This window comes from Scopulibacillus darangshiensis, from assembly GCF_004341035.1.
GTDB lineage: Bacteria > Bacillota > Bacilli > Bacillales > Sporolactobacillaceae > Scopulibacillus > Scopulibacillus darangshiensis.
In genome coordinates, this window is the sequence record NZ_SLXK01000066.1 from 1 (window position 1) to 14,595 (window position 14,595).

Annotated in this window: 18 protein-coding genes, 1 pseudogene, 1 riboswitch and 1 other annotated feature; of the genes and pseudogenes, 17 read left to right on the top strand and 2 right to left on the bottom strand. The window is 39.3% G+C overall.

Annotation, left to right across the window (positions count from 1 at the left end; all coding sequences use genetic code 11):
- The first annotated feature begins 210 nt into the window (after positions 1 to 210).
- The 3 genes from EV207_RS21930 (at position 211) to EV207_RS21940 (ending at position 1,441) form a co-directional block, all read left to right on the top strand.
- Positions 211 to 684: a DinB family protein gene (locus tag EV207_RS21930; RefSeq protein WP_165887041.1), complete on the top strand. Its 474-nt coding sequence runs from the start codon at positions 211 to 213 to the stop codon at positions 682 to 684.
- Positions 685 to 797: 113 nt separating this feature from the next.
- Positions 798 to 1,055, top strand: a complete 258-nt coding sequence (locus tag EV207_RS21935; protein ID WP_132748469.1) for a hypothetical protein — start codon at positions 798 to 800, stop codon at positions 1,053 to 1,055.
- Entirely contained in the window at positions 1,055 to 1,441 is a 387-nt protein-coding gene (locus EV207_RS21940; protein WP_132748471.1) for a retropepsin-like aspartic protease, read from the top strand. The genes EV207_RS21935 and EV207_RS21940 overlap by 1 nt, the downstream gene beginning before the upstream one ends.
- 298 nt (positions 1,442 to 1,739) lie before the next feature.
- Here the strand turns inward: EV207_RS21940 and EV207_RS21945 are convergent, their stop codons facing one another.
- The gene (locus tag EV207_RS21945; RefSeq protein ID WP_132748473.1) at positions 1,740 to 2,210 is read right to left on the bottom strand and encodes a GNAT family N-acetyltransferase; all 471 of its coding nucleotides are present in this window, start codon (positions 2,208 to 2,210) and stop codon (positions 1,740 to 1,742) included.
- A 236-nt stretch (positions 2,211 to 2,446) separates the two neighbouring features.
- On the opposite strand from EV207_RS21945, the gene EV207_RS21950 reads away from it, so the two are divergent.
- From EV207_RS21950 to EV207_RS21995, 10 genes and pseudogenes are all read left to right on the top strand, one after another.
- Positions 2,447 to 2,941: an NUDIX hydrolase gene (locus EV207_RS21950; protein WP_132748475.1), complete on the top strand. Its 495-nt coding sequence runs from the start codon at positions 2,447 to 2,449 to the stop codon at positions 2,939 to 2,941.
- 11 nt (positions 2,942 to 2,952) lie between these two features.
- The gene (locus EV207_RS21955) at positions 2,953 to 3,363 is read left to right on the top strand and encodes a TIR domain-containing protein (protein ID WP_132748476.1); all 411 of its coding nucleotides are present in this window, start codon (positions 2,953 to 2,955) and stop codon (positions 3,361 to 3,363) included.
- Complete coding sequence (locus EV207_RS21960; protein ID WP_132748478.1) at positions 3,341 to 4,018, top strand: HAD family hydrolase; 678 nt, start codon at positions 3,341 to 3,343, stop codon at positions 4,016 to 4,018. Before EV207_RS21955 ends, EV207_RS21960 begins: the two co-directional genes overlap by 23 nt.
- A gap of 144 nt (positions 4,019 to 4,162) precedes the next feature.
- On the top strand, positions 4,163 to 4,810 hold the full coding sequence (locus tag EV207_RS21965) for a pentapeptide repeat-containing protein (protein ID WP_132748480.1): 648 nt from the start codon (positions 4,163 to 4,165) through the stop codon (positions 4,808 to 4,810).
- 98 nt (positions 4,811 to 4,908) lie between these two features.
- A riboswitch (Lysine riboswitch) is annotated at positions 4,909 to 5,089 on the top strand.
- Positions 5,090 to 5,216: 127 nt separating this feature from the next.
- Positions 5,217 to 6,107, top strand: a complete 891-nt coding sequence (gene dapA, locus EV207_RS21970) for a 4-hydroxy-tetrahydrodipicolinate synthase (protein WP_132748482.1) — start codon at positions 5,217 to 5,219, stop codon at positions 6,105 to 6,107.
- Between the two features lie 65 nt (positions 6,108 to 6,172).
- Positions 6,173 to 6,425: a binding site (T-box leader), on the top strand.
- A 53-nt stretch (positions 6,426 to 6,478) separates the two neighbouring features.
- Complete coding sequence (gene brnQ, locus EV207_RS21975; protein ID WP_132748484.1) at positions 6,479 to 7,810, top strand: branched-chain amino acid transport system II carrier protein; 1,332 nt, start codon at positions 6,479 to 6,481, stop codon at positions 7,808 to 7,810.
- A gap of 30 nt (positions 7,811 to 7,840) precedes the next feature.
- Positions 7,841 to 8,368, top strand: a complete 528-nt coding sequence (locus EV207_RS21980; RefSeq protein WP_132748486.1) for a GNAT family N-acetyltransferase — start codon at positions 7,841 to 7,843, stop codon at positions 8,366 to 8,368.
- Positions 8,369 to 8,667: 299 nt separating this feature from the next.
- The gene (locus EV207_RS21985; protein WP_132748488.1) at positions 8,668 to 9,489 is read left to right on the top strand and encodes a GNAT family N-acetyltransferase; all 822 of its coding nucleotides are present in this window, start codon (positions 8,668 to 8,670) and stop codon (positions 9,487 to 9,489) included.
- Positions 9,490 to 9,877: 388 nt separating this feature from the next.
- Positions 9,878 to 10,084 carry a hypothetical protein gene (locus EV207_RS21990; RefSeq protein WP_132748489.1) on the top strand — a complete coding sequence of 69 codons (207 nt, stop codon included), beginning with the start codon at positions 9,878 to 9,880 and terminating at the stop codon, positions 10,082 to 10,084.
- A gap of 49 nt (positions 10,085 to 10,133) precedes the next feature.
- Positions 10,134 to 10,471, top strand: a pseudogene (locus EV207_RS21995) (GNAT family N-acetyltransferase).
- 30 nt (positions 10,472 to 10,501) lie between these two features.
- Here the strand turns inward: EV207_RS21995 and EV207_RS22000 are convergent.
- On the bottom strand, positions 10,502 to 11,248 hold the full coding sequence (locus tag EV207_RS22000) for a MerR family transcriptional regulator (RefSeq protein ID WP_132748491.1): 747 nt from the start codon (positions 11,246 to 11,248) through the stop codon (positions 10,502 to 10,504).
- A 279-nt stretch (positions 11,249 to 11,527) separates the two neighbouring features.
- Between EV207_RS22000 and EV207_RS22005 the strand changes: the two genes are divergently transcribed.
- From EV207_RS22005 to EV207_RS22020, 4 genes are read left to right on the top strand one after another with little or no spacing between them, the layout of a single operon-like run.
- Positions 11,528 to 12,106 carry a cysteine dioxygenase family protein gene (locus EV207_RS22005; protein ID WP_132748493.1) on the top strand — a complete coding sequence of 193 codons (579 nt, stop codon included), beginning with the start codon at positions 11,528 to 11,530 and terminating at the stop codon, positions 12,104 to 12,106.
- Between the two features lie 25 nt (positions 12,107 to 12,131).
- Positions 12,132 to 12,773: an NUDIX hydrolase gene (locus tag EV207_RS22010; protein WP_341539816.1), complete on the top strand. Its 642-nt coding sequence runs from the start codon at positions 12,132 to 12,134 to the stop codon at positions 12,771 to 12,773.
- Positions 12,767 to 13,582, top strand: a complete 816-nt coding sequence (locus EV207_RS22015) for a DUF2785 domain-containing protein (protein ID WP_132748494.1) — start codon at positions 12,767 to 12,769, stop codon at positions 13,580 to 13,582. Before EV207_RS22010 ends, EV207_RS22015 begins: the two co-directional genes overlap by 7 nt.
- Before the next feature lie 29 nt (positions 13,583 to 13,611).
- Complete coding sequence (locus EV207_RS22020) at positions 13,612 to 14,454, top strand: SDR family oxidoreductase (protein WP_132748495.1); 843 nt, start codon at positions 13,612 to 13,614, stop codon at positions 14,452 to 14,454.
- Positions 14,455 to 14,595 lie beyond the last annotated feature (141 nt).

Sequence of the window (14,595 nt, forward strand, 5' to 3'; positions counted from 1 at the left end):
TAGTTGGAGCGCCGTATGCGATGAAAGTTGCACGTGCGGTGCAAACGAGGGGAAAAGGGAGCGATAACGTCAAACCCTTACCTATTCGTATGAATTAATAAGAATGATCACACGGAAATAGTGAGGGAATTTTGAGCAATCGAGAAGAAGTTTTGAGAAGCCATTTGTGATAACCTTTACCGGAAATACATAATGGAGAATGTGAAAATAATGAAAGAAAGCGCTATTGTTGATCTGTATGATGTTTATAGGGAACAGACGATTGATCTAATGGGTTCTATTACTGATGAACAATCAGATGTCATTCCTGATGGTTTCAGCAATTCTTTACGTTGGAATTTTGGACATATTCTGGTTGCACAAGAGCAATCAATGTATAACCTTGGTTTAAATCAGCCTGGGGAAATTGCCATGGAAACAATGGATTCCTTTAAAAGGGGGTCAAGCCCTAAAGATTGGTCAGTTACACCACTTACCTTGGAAGAAATAAGGGAGAAATTACAAAAACAAAAGGAACGAATGAAATCAACTTTTTCCGGGAGGCTTGGGGATCCTGCTGCTAAAGTTATGGATTTGGGACAGTCAAGGGAGTTAAAAACATTAGGGGATCTGTTCGTAGGAAGCCTTTGGCATGAAGGGCTCCATCAAGGGGTTATCGATGGCATCAAACGATCTTTGAAATAGAGCCCTATTCAAGAAAAGGGTGCTTTTCCTGATTAAACGTTTCTATAATTGTTGATATAAATCAGAATTATATCATGTTAAAATGAAAATAAAATAAAACGGAGGTGAATCAAATGAGGTGGGAAGATGTGCGCAAAGCATTTCCAGAACAGTGGGTTTTGGTGGAGGCTGTCCAGGCTCATACAAATAAAAAAAATGTTCGTATTTTAGATGAAATTTCACCGTTGGATAAATTTCCTAATTCACCTGATGCAATGAAGGAGTACCAAAAGATTCATCGTGATAATCCCTATCGAGAACTCTATGTTCTTCACACTAACCGTAAAGAGCCAGATATCATCGAAAAGAAATGGGTAGGTGTTAGGGGATAGTGAAAAAATTGGTTATAGATAATGGTTTATTACTTACGGACATGAAATTGGTATTTAACAGAAGGATGCTAGGTTTACAACGTGTCCTGGTTGATACCGGCTCCGGAAGTACAATTGTTTCCATAGATTTAGCTGAAGAAATTGGAGTTATAGCTGAGGAAAATAATATGATCTATCGTATTAGTGGTGTTGGAGGCTCCGAATTTGTATACTCAAAGACCGTTGATTCAGTAAGAATCGGGGATATGCAAACAAAAGATTTTGCAATAGAAATTGGTGCAATGAATTACGGCTTTGATTTGGAGGGTAAAATTGGCTTGGATTTATTACAACGATTGAAAGTCGTAATAAATGTAAACAAGCTGACAATAGAATCAGACTGGTAGGTGAACAAGTATGGTGCAAGTTCCTATACTTGTCATTTTATTTGTCACAACTTACAAACTGGAGCATTTCTTGAAGAATCAAACGAAAATTGATCTTCATTAAACGGGCGCTTTAATGCAACAACACAAAGCAGAAAATGATCAAATTTTTTTATAAAAATCAAATTGAAATCTGTTGAAGAATAATCCATTTTGATCAATCTTTTTTTAAAAATCGATTATTTGAATTTTCCGTAAAATGCGTTTTATTTTTGATCAAACTTTATTTTAAAGCTACAATAGTCACATAGCTTTATCCTCAAAGCAATAAATTATAGTGGTAAACATCTTCAGCTTTTTCATAGCCAATAGATTCATATAATTGTTGCGCCTTCTTATTATCGACGGCTGTTTCAAGAGCCAACCCTTTTGCACCTGTTTCCAAAGCATATTCCTTTGCCTTTTGCATTAAAGCTTTTGCTACACCTTTTTGCCTCGCAGCTTGATCAACATATAAATCATTTAAAATCCAAAGCTTTTTCATAGCCACTGATGAAAAAGATGGATAAAGCTGAACAAATCCTACTGGTTTTAATCCGTCTTCTTGATTTTCTATAGCTAAGAAAATAACGGACTGATTGCTTTCCATTCTTTCCTGAATAAACTTTTTACCGGCTTCAAGGTTTGATGGCTGCTTATAAAAGACCCGATATTTATCAAAGAGCCCGGCAACTAAATTTAGTTCATTTAGCCCTGCTTTTAATACCGAAATATTCTGCTCAAATGCCATATTTTCAGCCTCCTTAACATTATTTCCATTGTTTTAATTTATTTTACTTCACTTTTTTGACTCTTACTACCATGGAGCCTTGGCAAACAATAATTAGAAACTGAACTGGACAGCTTAGCAGTATTTAAAGGACTTTCTCCTTGATGAAAGGAATAAATAATTAGAAAGGAATTTTTTGGGGGCTAACATGACATAAATTCGGTATTAGATGCTAAAAGCGACGGGAGATGAAGTATTTGACAACTAAGGTTGTTAACTGGGGCGAAGCGATAGTCAAATTAACTTGGAAGTCCGATTGGCGCCTTCCACAGGCTGACTTGATAACCAGTGTTCATGGGTTTTGCTTTTATAATAATGAGCTGTTATTGGTTGACCTTAACCATAGGGGGTGGGATATTCCCGGCGGACATATTGAGCCAAACGAAACGCCGGAGGAATGCTTTCGCCGCGAAACAATGGAAGAAGGGTATGTTGAGGGTGAATACACTCTCTTAGGCTACATGGTGGTTGACCATAACGAAAATCCGAAGTGGAGTGAGGATAGTCCTTATCCAAAAGTGGGTTATCAAGTGTTCTATCGCATGGACATCGATTGGGTTAATGCGTTTGAAGGGCAATTCGAATCAGATCGGCGATGTTTTATTCATCCAAATAAGGTTGCTGATTTTTATCACGAATGGCATGAGCTGTATCAAGAAATTTTAGATCAAGCTTTAACATTAAGTAAATAGGGGAATGATTTATGAAATTTTATATCGCATCGAGTTTTAAGAACATTGGAAAAGTAAAGTATGTCAATGAAAGGTTAAAAGCTGGGGGATTTATCCATACATATGATTGGACACAGAATGAGAGAGCAGTAACTATAGAACAATTGAGGGACATAGGAACTAAAGAAAAGGAAGCTGTAATGGAAGCTGATGTCATTGCTGTATTGCTTCCAGCCGGAAAAGGCAGCCATATTGAATTAGGAATCGCTTTGGGCCAAGGTAAAAGGATTTACCTTTATTCTGAAAGCGATGATATAAATAATCCAGAGACTACCAGTACGTTCTATCATTTGCCTCAAGTAGAGAAATACAGCGGGACACTGGATGAGTTCATAGATTTTCTAATTGAAGGTGTTAAAGATGATCAAAGCAGCTATATTTGATTTAGACGGCACGTTACTAGATCGGGATGCTTCTGTGCAGAAGTTTATAGATAATCAGTATGTCCGCTTAAATCATAGTCTGGGACATATACCAAAAGAACGATACATATCAAGGTTTGTTGAATTAGATAATCATGGTTATGTATGGAAAGATAAAGTGTATCAGCAGTTAGTCATAGAATTTGGTATTTATGAATTGACCTGGGAGGACTTGCTTCAAGATTATTTAGATGAATTTAAATATAGCTGCATCCCTTTCCCTAATTTGGCAAGTATGCTTGAGAAACTAAAAGGCAAGGGTATTTTGTTAGGTATGATTACAAATGGTCGAGGACCGTTTCAAATGGATAATATAAAAGCTTTAGGGATTGAACATTATTTCGATACGATTTTAATTTCTGAGTATGAGGGTCTAAAAAAACCAGATCCTATTATTTTCAAAAGAGCACTAGAGCGTCTGGGGGTTTCACCAAACAAAAGCGTATTCGTTGGTGATCATCCGGAAAATGATGTAAAAGCAGCCCAGAATGTAGGCATGAAAGCGATTTGGAAGAAAAACACCCAATGGAACGAAGTTGATGCAGATGCTATTATTTCTGATTTATTGGAAGTGCCTTTAATTATTGGGGGACTTGATCACCCCGTTAAGGGTTGATTATGAGGAGGTAAAATTGTTGTCCAACATGGATTTAATGGCCATTCCAAGCAGTAGCCAAGAAATTAAAGCTTGCCTATTATGGCACAGATGTTTTTTAGATAAAGTTTCTTAAAGAAAAAACAAATTAAAAGGGTGTTAATCATGACTGAAAATATGCCAATTTTGCAACCACCAAGAATCCCAAAAAGGTTAACAAATACATCGCTGAAAGATGAGATGAAAAATGAGAAGTTTTTTACTGCATCTTGTTTTGCCGACGGTGAGATCCGCGATGAATCAATTGAAAAGCTTTGTTTTGATAAGGTTGTATTTAAAAATTGTACATTCATAAATGTGTCCTTTCGCTTTATTGAATTAACTGATGTTATTTTTGAGAAATGTGATTTATCCAATGTGGATTTCAGTGATGCCGTGATTCATAGGGCGGAAATAAAAGGGTGTAAATTGCTCGGGACTAATCTCGCGGAATCTACATGCCGAAATGTGTTATTTGATCATTGCTCAGCGGATTATGCGTCACTCAGCTATTCAGATCAAAAGCAAGTTAAGTATCAATCCTGTTCACTTAATAGTGCCGATTTCTATGAATCGGAGTTTGAGGATGTTGGCTTTGATCAATGTCGCCTAAATCAAGCGAACTTATCGGGGGTAAACTTGCGGGGGATTGATTTAAGTAATAGTTCCTTTGATAGTATAACGATATCATCGGAAAAACTTGCGGGCTGCACGATCTCTTCGGAACAAGCGATAGGTTTTGCAAGAGTACTAGGGTTGATTATTAAAGAGTAAAAAAGGTTAGCTTTAAAGCATCCAAATTATCCTTGCAATATAACGGCCTCTCTGTTATATTACACCTAACTAAATATTTTTCTTGCTTCAATCTTTGGAGTAAGGATAGAGGTGCAAAGTCCATCAGTACACAATTTGAGGATAATGAGATCCCATGACGATTGTGGAAAGGGGAATTTGCCGAAGCTTTAAAGAATCTCATTGGTCTTGAAGCTGGGTCTGCTATTGAATAAATACAGAACTGTCATATAGGAAACTATATGGAGGGCTATCTCACGCAAGGAAACGGTCATTAATTAATGTTTCTCATGCAACAGCGAGGTCCTTCGTTGTTGCTTTTTTGCGTTGTCTTTTGAATGGCCTTATCCACCTCCAATTTAAAACATTACTTAAAGGGTGTGAAATGATGAATTTTGGCCAAGTATTGACAGCAATGGTTACCCCATTTGATCAGAATGGCGAGGTCGATTTTGAAGCGACTCAAACGTTAGTGGATTATTTAATTGCAAATGGCACCGATGGACTGGTCGTCGCCGGTACAACAGGAGAGTCACCAACATTAACAACTGAAGAGAAAGTAGAGCTATTTAAATTTGTAGTGAACGCTGCGGATGGCCGCGCTCCAGTCATAGCAGGAACCGGCTCAAATAACACAAAAGCTTCTATCGCTCTGACAAAAAGGGCAGAGGAAGCTGGAGTCGATGGGATTATGCTTGTTGCGCCATACTATAATAAACCATCTCAAGAAGGGTTATTTCAACACTTTAAAGCAATAGCCGAGTCAACGTCGCTGCCGGTGATGCTTTACAATATCCCGGGCCGCAGTGTTATTAACATGTCTGTCGAGACAATTATAAATCTCTCAAAGATTAATAATATCGTTGCTATAAAAGAAGCTAGTGGCGATTTGGATGCTATGGCAGACATCATCGGCGAAACGCCTGATGATTTTACATTGTATAGTGGAGATGATGGATTAACATTGCCGATTTTAGCTATTGGCGGAGCGGGAATCATTTCAGTCGCTTCACACATTATTGGTAATGACATGCAAGAAATGGTCACACATTTTAAAAAAGGGAATGTCCAAGATGCTGCCTCGGAGCACCGCCGTCTTCTTCCAACGATGAAAGCATTATTTGCTGCTCCAAGCCCGGCACCGGTGAAAGCTGCATTAAATATGAGAGGGATAAACGTTGGTGATGTCCGCCTGCCTTTAGTCCCGTTAAGCGAGGAAGAAGAAAGGGCACTGCAAAACGCTCTTTCGCCTAGTAAAATAAAACTCCTAAATAGCTAGAAGTTGTAGATGAGATTTATTTACCGCTGACAGTCTTTCTCAATACTGCTATTATCTTCTTAATATTAAAGTCTGTGAAGAGAAGAGTAGGTTAAGCAACCAATACTACAGAGAATCGGCGCGTGGTGAGAGCCGATGTTTTGGGACTTGAACTGAAAATCATCTCTGAGATGCAAAGCTGAAATGACAGTAAGCTTTGACGGATTGTCCCCCGTTATCAAGGAACGCGTATTATAATGTACGTTGCTTAAGAGCCGGAACAGGTCATGAGACCTTTTGTGGAATTAGGGTGGTACCGCGAGTAAACTCGTCCCTTTTAGGGATGGGTTTTTTATTTTGCCTTTTTATCAAACATCAGAGGAGAGACTGCTATGAGAAAAAAAGACACCTTATTTGTTGGGCTTATGCTGTTTTCAATGTTTTTTGGAGCGGGGAATTTAATCTTCCCGCCATTTTTAGGGATGAGTGCAGGTACATCGTATGGCCTTGCGATTACCGGATTCATCGTTACAAGTGTGGGATTGCCGCTATTGGTTATCACTGTTTTATCTCTTGTTAAAGGTGGTGTTCGAACCTTAGGAAGCCGGGTTCATCCGCTGTTCGGGGCCATATTTACCGTAATCGTCTATTTATCGATCGGTCCATTCCTTGGTATTCCCCGTAACGCCACCGTTGCGTACGAAATGGGTGTAAAACCTTTTTTGGGTCATTCACCGTTATTATTGTTCTTATTTACTTTGGTTTTCTTCACATTGGTTTGTTTTATTAGTTTAAACCCTTCAAAAATGGCTGACTATATGGGGAAATGGATTACGCCAACTCTGCTGCTAGCGATGGTTATTTTGTGTTCTCTTGGTTTATCTAATTTGAACACATCTTCACCACAGGCACCAACTGGTGGGTATGAAAAGAGCCCTTTTTTTAAGGGCTTTATAGAGGGCTACTCCACCATGGATGCATTAGCGGCTTTGGCCTTTGGCATCGTCATCCTGTCAACCTTAAAGCAAAAGGGGATTCAGAATGGTAAACTATTAACAAAATACGCCTTGAAGGCGGGGCTGATAGCGGGAACAGTACTGGCCCTTGTTTACATCGGACTTGGCTTTATGGGAGTTAAAATGGCTTCTCACGGGTCGTTTGAAAATGGCACGATGATTCTCTCTGCTGCTAGTAATCTGCTTTTCGGCCAAGGCGGAAAGATATTGCTTGGGGTGATTTTCACATTAGCTTGCTTCACAACATGTGTCGGTCTGACAACAGCCTGCGGGCAATTTTTTGAGAAGCTCATACCGAAAGCCAGTTATAAGACAGTGGTCCTTATTATTTCTTTAATAAGCTTTATGCTCGCCAATTTTGGACTTAATAAAATCCTGACTGTGTCAGTACCGTTTCTTGTTATGGCCTATTCGTTGACCATCGTATTAATTGTGCTCGCTATTCTTCACCGCGTGTTCGGCGGATCAAAAAAGGTCTACGGATGCACGATTCTTTTCACTGGGGTTGTTGCCATTTTTGATGGCTTAAAAGCTTTTGGCTTAGATTTAGGCCCCGTTCAAGAGATCGCAGACAAATTACCTTTTGCCGGATTTGGGTTAGGCTGGATTGTTCCAGCTGTTGCTGGCTTCCTTATTGGGATCGTTTTAGAAAAGTTAGCTGGTCGCAAATCAGCTCCAGTAGAATCCCAATCTAAACGGGCGAGTTAGGGGAAAATAAAAAAGGCCGGAGGAGAGGAAATGAAATTTTATTTATTTAATAATGAACTGGATGAACTGATAGATTTTATGACCAGTGAAAAATGGGTTTATCACTCCAATCCTGATCAAACGAAAGAAAAAATCATGGCTAATTTTGAAAGTGGCTGGTATAGCAAGGACAAGCAGACTTTTTGGGTTGAGAACGAGGGTGAAAAGATAGGTTATATCAGTATTTTTGATCTATCGGACAACACCCCGTTATTTGATATCCGCTTAAAAAGTAAGTACCGTAATAAAGGATTTGGAGAAAAGTGTGTATTATGGCTGACTGATTATGTCTTTACAACACTGGATAATAAAATTCGGGTTGAAGCTCATACTCGCATGGATAATTATCCGATGAGAAAAGTGCTTCACAAGTGCGGGTATGTTAAAGAATCTCATCATCGCAAGGCATGGGAAAACGCAGATGGCACAATTGTAGACTCTGTTGGCTACGCTATCATCCGTGATGACTGGGAAAAGGGAATCAAAACACCAATACATATGGATGATGTTTGGTTTTGAAGGGAATAGAACGCTGAATGTTGAAATAATAGAATAATGTCACTTTATGGGAGGTGAATTCTGTTGTGGGCAAAGGAAATATGTTGAAACAAATAGAGGTTAGGGGAAATCCATCAATGCCTTCCAAAATCAAGTCTTTTTGTTTTTGAAGAAAGCAACCATAATCCATTTTTAGAGGAGGAATTGGCTTTCAAACAAATGGTAAAGTAATTTGAACAGTCGGAGGTATAAAAGCTTACTTGTGCAAGATTGGGACGAATCGTAGCATTGACAAATGAAAAAGGTCTAAGGAGATAAGAATGGGCGGTAAATTTAGATTCACAAACAGAGTAGAACGAATATTTAATATAAGTAAAAGTCTTGTATCGGGTGAAGTCATTTGCCCGGTACATTTCCTTGTTGGAGCGTTTAAGGAAAGGACTGGGGTATGTGCTGAGTTGTTTTTATATCTTGATCGCCAGTTTGGCATAGACTTTATTGATCAGATGTTAAGAAACAGCAGTTACGAGGCTTCTCCATCGTTAGCTGATGTACTTGAATTAGCACATGAAACAATGGTAGCATACCATCAGATTTATATAAATGAGGGTCATATCATTCGGGCGATATTGGAGCTGGATCCATTTGTGAATTCAGTTCTGGATGATCGGATTAGGCTTGATATTTTAAACATAGTCTCGGTACCAAGAGATATGATCGTCTCATTGAAAAAATATATGAGACCGGAAATGAATCAAATCGATTTTTCAATTAGAAAGGCGCTTCCAAGAGATTATCATCAGCTTCTGGCATTCGTGAAGTGTGAATTTGGTGATAGGTGGGTGCCTCTCATCGAAAATGGTTATAAGACATTGAATAAAACTCCAATATTTCTAGCCATTGCCGAAGACAACATTATTGGGTTCGCCTGTTATGACGTCGTAAGAAACAGAAAGGGATTATTTGGTCCTATGGGAACAGCAGCAGGATGTCGAACAAAAGGCATAGGTGCCGCCTTACTGCATTTTTGTTTGAACGATATGGCCAAAGTAGGGTATGAGTACGCTATCATTGGACAGGCAGGCCCAATTGAATTTTATGAGAAGACATGTGGCGCGAGGATAATACCGGTTGAAATTTGAAGGGGGTGCATTGAAAAGGAAATATTTTAAAAATAAACAGGAATATATGTTCCTATTCCGTAGAAACTGTAGTATAATAAAAGTAACGGTCAACTGCTATTTTTATTACTCGGCCTCCAACCCCCCATCACGATTTTCACATCTTGTCTTTGTAGTGTTACCCAGTATCTATATGATCAAAAGCAAACATAATGTCGATGAACGCTATCAATTTAAGCGAAAGCTTCTTAAAATAGTGCTTCAAGAAAAATGAGTGCAAGGTGTTGATTTTCGTCACACAATCCCATACTTATTTTATTTCATTGATTTCTTGCTGGAGGTTCCAAAAGAAATGACACACCGGCTTAAAAGCGAAATAAGTCCAATACTGGAGAAGGAGGCACCGGAAATGACACAAGCAATGAATTCCGAACCATCCCCGACGCTAAAAGAGATATTTGAGATGAAGAAGGCAGAAGGCAAAAAGGAAGGTAAAGTCGAAGGGCGAAAGGAAATCACTATATCTATGTTAAAAGAAGGACTCCCTATCGAGCTCATAAGTAAAATGACTAAATTCAGTATAACAGAGATATGGGAAATGAAAAAAGAAGTGTAATTTTGAACAGCACAATTCGGGGGTTATTAACGAAAGAGAGGAGAACCAAATGAGCAGCTACAACTTTGCCGTAATGACACAAGATCAAGCGGAAGAGATCGTCTATAATTGGCATTATGATGGGATATATTCTTTTTATGACACCGATTTAACCGGAAAAGGGGCGGGTGAGGAATTTCTTGAAGCGGGAATAGACTTTGCCAAACGCAGTTTCTTGCCAAACGCAGTTTCTTGCCAAAGGAAATAACACTGTCGGTTGCGGCATTTAACCAAAGGGCGATTAAAGTTTATAAAAAGACAGGATTCAACCCTGTTGGTTCCTATATCCAAGCAACGAACGGCAGCCGGTATGAATTCCTTAAAATGAACCTAACATGCCAAAAGTAAAAAGCAGGGCAATCGCCCCGCTTCCTTAGATCACTTTTTGTTGTTGTCGGCATAGACGGCCATGGCATTGCGCATGAAAGCCGCTAATCCTTCGCCATATTTATCAATATTTTTAGTGAAGCGCTCATCATCAACATACATTTGCCCTAGGCATTTGAATGCCCCAAGTGAGTAGTCACCGATGTCGTTTAAAAAGTCGTACCATTCTTTAATGGCCGCCTGAGCTTCATGTGATTCTGGTGAGCCATGGCGCAAGTCCGCAAGCTTCCTGTAGATCCTATCCCACTCCTTAGACATCGCTTTTTGCCTATCCTTTGACATCTTTGCAATACTAGCGTTATACTTGTCAACTGCTTCATCACCCCAGCGTTCACGTGCTTCCTGTTCATATGGGTTATGACTAAAGTCAAACCCTTCGAATATTTCTTTATTGGTCATTTCAATGTCTCCTTTCATTTGTCGAAGCGTCTTATCAATGGTTCCAATCATTTTATCAAGCCGGCGCCTTTTTTCAAGCAGCATTTTTCGATGTAGCTCTAACGCCTCCTTGCGATCAAATGTTGGACTATTAATAATGTCTTTGATTCTTTTTAAAGGGAAGCCAAGTTCTTTAAAAAATAAGATTTGCTGCAGCATTTCAAGGTCATCATCAGAGTAGAGACGGTAACCGGATTCGGTTGTCTCTTTAGGAGTTAACAAACCAATGTCATCATAATGATGCAGTGTGCGCACACTGATACCGATTAAATCCGCGACCTCTTTTACCTTCATTGGCATCTGATAACCTCCCTTCATTTTTAACTATAAAGTATGACGTAACGTGAGAGTCAATAAAAAAGTTTAACAAATTTTTTCCGGCAATCACAAAGGGTTATAACATATTAAATAGAAATAGGTATAAGTAAGAATGATCTTTTAAGCTTTTCAAAGGTAAGAAAAGTCTTCGCAATTTTGATAATTAATATGAAAAAAACAAGTGATATTGCGGCCTTATGGTTGGCATACCTCTTGCATGTCGTGACATAAGTAAACAATGACTTCAGGAGGTATATGTAAATGAAAACATTAGAAGGACGATACAATTTATCAGATTTTGTTAAAGAAATGACAGGTATTGTAGCAGTTGAGCAAGATGAAATGGCATTAGTGTCAAAGGCGGAACATCTCGTTGGCAAGTTAGTACAGGATGGGTCATGGTTCCCGTTTGATGAAATATCACCGGATCAGAGCAAATATGCCCGACATTCTTTATACCTAGATCCGAAAAACCGTTTTGAAGTCCTTGCGCTTGTATGGGCTCCAGGTCAAGCCACCCCGCTTCATGATCATGATGGTACTTGGGGTGTTGAGGGTGTATTGTCGGGTCGTCTAAAGGTGATCAACTACTTGCAAACAGGCAAGGTTTCTGATGATGTTGTCAATCTTCGATACAGCGGTTGTATGACTGTGGGGGAACAGAGCACAGGCCAACTGCTGCCGCCGGCAGATTGTCATATTCTTAAAGCAGAAGATAACCAATCGGCGATTACGATTCATGTCTACGGTAAGCAATTAAATAAATTTAAAGTGTTTGAAGCATTAGGGCAAGAAGGGCTCTATAAGACGTATGACCATGAGGTAAGTTATACTTCCTAGGATTGGTTTAGAAGGCAGGTTATAAATGATGGAAATAGAATTACTTAATATTTTTGATGAGCAGCACAATCCTATTGGCGTGGCGAGCCGTGAAGAAGTCCATAAACATGGACATTGGCATGAAACTTTTAATTGTTGGTTTGTATGCAGGGAAAATGGTATCGAGTATATTTATTTTCAACTTCGCTGCGCGGCAAAAAAGGATTTTCCAAACCATTTGGATATTACTGCAGCCGGGCATCTCCTTGCCTATGAAACAGTCATTGATGGCGTGAGAGAAGTTAAAGAAGAAGTGGGGATAGATCTTTCTTTTGATGATCTGGTCCCTTTAGGCGTTTTAAAATATTGTATGACCAAACACGGTTTTATCGATAAAGAGATTGCCCACCTCTTTTTATACCCAAAGAAGGTTGAATTTAATGCATTCAAGCTGCAGGAAGAAGAAGTGTCAGGGATTGTTAGAGCCGAACTCTCCGCTTTTTCAAAACTTTGGTGCGATGAAGCAGATACAATTGCTATTGAGGGGTTTGAAATCGACGAAAACAGGGAACGGGTAGCTATTAATACGACTGTCGATAAGGATAAATTTGTGCCCCATGAAGATGATTATTATAAGACCACTATCAAATTAGTTTACGAGTATATCGAAAAAGGTGCAGTATGCTAAAGGAAAAATTACGAGCCGTTCAAGAGACTAATGAGATGCTAAGTACAAAGGAAGCTTTTGAACTCGCAAAAGAAATGATGGCGAATATTGGTTCAACAGACCCGGTGCTTCGAGATGAATTGATCTATTCTATGCTCTCAAAATGGATCGTTAACCGACTGTTCTCTGCTGAACACTTAAAAGAATTATTAATGATCAGTATTGATGACACCCACCTATTTTATGGACTTGGCGATTCGGATAGTGATACTGTTTTCACAAGATCTTTTTCAACCTTGATAACAGCTGTTATTCTATACAGGAATAATGAAGACCATTTTTTATCCAATAAGCTTTTAAACCGTGTCAAAGAAGCAGTCCTTCGTTATGCCAAAGCGGAAAGGGATGTTCGTGGGTATATCGAAGGGAAGGGATGGGCGCATTCTATCGCCCATCTCGCGGATTGTTTGGACGAACTGGTCATGAATAATGGTCTGGATAAGATGGATCTAAGTAAAATGTTAGACATTATCCAATTGAAAATAATGGAACCAGATTGCGTGTTTGATAGTGAAGAAGATGAAAGGATGGTCACGCCAGTTTGTGCCATAGTTGAAAGAGGTATTGTACCAGAAGTATACATAAATGAATGGATTCTACGGTTTAAGTACTTTAAGAAAACGGATGATCATATTAAGGATTACCGTATCCAAGTGAATAGCAAGCATTTCCTAAGAAGCCTGTATTTCCGTTTTAGGCAAAAAGGGACTAACGATTTTCAACCTGCTATTCTCGAGGCATTGGATAAATTAAATTTACATTACCGCTGAAAGGAGCGGATCAAAATAAGGTGGTACCTATGCAAAATAGGATTGCGGTTGTGACGGGAGCGAATTCAGGAATGGGGCTGGCTACAAGCGCGGCTCTGATAAAAAGGGGTTTCCATGTCATAATGGCCTGCCGTAACAGTGAACGAGGAGCTAAAGCTTTGCAGCAAGTGAAACAAGATAGTGGGGCCAATCATGTTGAATTAATGACATGTGATTTGGGATCATTGGATAGCATACGCACCTTTGCCAAGCAGTTCAAAGAGCGTTATCAACGATTAGATGTTCTGGTGAACAATGCTGGGGTTGTATCAATTAAAAGGGAAACCACAGCAGATGGATTCGAGAGCATGATCGGCGTCAACCATCTTGGGCACTTTCTCCTGACTAATTTGCTGCTTGACCGATTAAAACAAGCCAAGCAGGGAAGAATTGTGACAGTTTCCTCCGGCGCCCACAAAGCAGGGAACATTCACTTTAATGATCCTCATTTATCCAGTAAATATAATGTCGTGAAAGGCTATAGCCAATCCAAGCTGGCAAACATCTTATTTACGCGTGAGCTGGCGGAACGTCTTGAAAGCTCATCGGTGACTGCAAACTGCCTCCACCCTGGTGCTGTCGGAACTAATCTCGGCGTTAATCGCAACACAGGTTTTGGAAAAGCAATACATAGAGTCTTGCGGCCGTTTTTTCTCACGCCTGCCGAGGGAGCTGACACAGCCATTTATTTGGCGACGAGCCCAGATGTTACGGACAACAGCGGAGAATATTTTTATAAAAGAAAGATTGCCTCGATATCCGCAAAGGCAAGGGACAAAGCACTTGCTAAAAAGTTGTGGGCATGGAGTGAGCAGCAAGTTAATCTAACCTGATCTTTTTCGCCCAAAAATAAAAAAAGGATTGTTAGTTCAATGTAAAGTAAAATGGTACCTGTAGTTAGGACACTTGAAAAAGAGTGTTTTATCTACAGGTATTTTTTTATATACTTAAATTTCACTATATGGGGATTAGGA

Coding starts and splice junctions, on each gene's coding strand:
- EV207_RS21930 (WP_165887041.1), top strand. CDS start 211: ATGAAAGAAAGCGCTATTGTTGATCTGTATGATGTTTATAGGGAACAG.
- EV207_RS21935 (WP_132748469.1), top strand. CDS start 798: ATGAGGTGGGAAGATGTGCGCAAAGCATTTCCAGAACAGTGGGTTTTG.
- EV207_RS21945 (WP_132748473.1), bottom strand. CDS start 2,210: ATGGCATTTGAGCAGAATATTTCGGTATTAAAAGCAGGGCTAAATGAA.
- EV207_RS21955 (WP_132748476.1), top strand. CDS start 2,953: ATGAAATTTTATATCGCATCGAGTTTTAAGAACATTGGAAAAGTAAAG.
- EV207_RS21960 (WP_132748478.1), top strand. CDS start 3,341: ATGATCAAAGCAGCTATATTTGATTTAGACGGCACGTTACTAGATCGG.
- EV207_RS21965 (WP_132748480.1), top strand. CDS start 4,163: ATGACTGAAAATATGCCAATTTTGCAACCACCAAGAATCCCAAAAAGG.
- dapA (WP_132748482.1), top strand. CDS start 5,217: ATGAATTTTGGCCAAGTATTGACAGCAATGGTTACCCCATTTGATCAG.
- brnQ (WP_132748484.1), top strand. CDS start 6,479: ATGAGAAAAAAAGACACCTTATTTGTTGGGCTTATGCTGTTTTCAATG.
- EV207_RS21980 (WP_132748486.1), top strand. CDS start 7,841: ATGAAATTTTATTTATTTAATAATGAACTGGATGAACTGATAGATTTT.
- EV207_RS21985 (WP_132748488.1), top strand. CDS start 8,668: ATGGGCGGTAAATTTAGATTCACAAACAGAGTAGAACGAATATTTAAT.
- EV207_RS21990 (WP_132748489.1), top strand. CDS start 9,878: ATGACACAAGCAATGAATTCCGAACCATCCCCGACGCTAAAAGAGATA.
- EV207_RS22000 (WP_132748491.1), bottom strand. CDS start 11,248: ATGCCAATGAAGGTAAAAGAGGTCGCGGATTTAATCGGTATCAGTGTG.
- EV207_RS22005 (WP_132748493.1), top strand. CDS start 11,528: ATGAAAACATTAGAAGGACGATACAATTTATCAGATTTTGTTAAAGAA.
- EV207_RS22010 (WP_341539816.1), top strand. CDS start 12,132: ATGATGGAAATAGAATTACTTAATATTTTTGATGAGCAGCACAATCCT.
- EV207_RS22015 (WP_132748494.1), top strand. CDS start 12,767: ATGCTAAAGGAAAAATTACGAGCCGTTCAAGAGACTAATGAGATGCTA.
- EV207_RS22020 (WP_132748495.1), top strand. CDS start 13,612: ATGCAAAATAGGATTGCGGTTGTGACGGGAGCGAATTCAGGAATGGGG.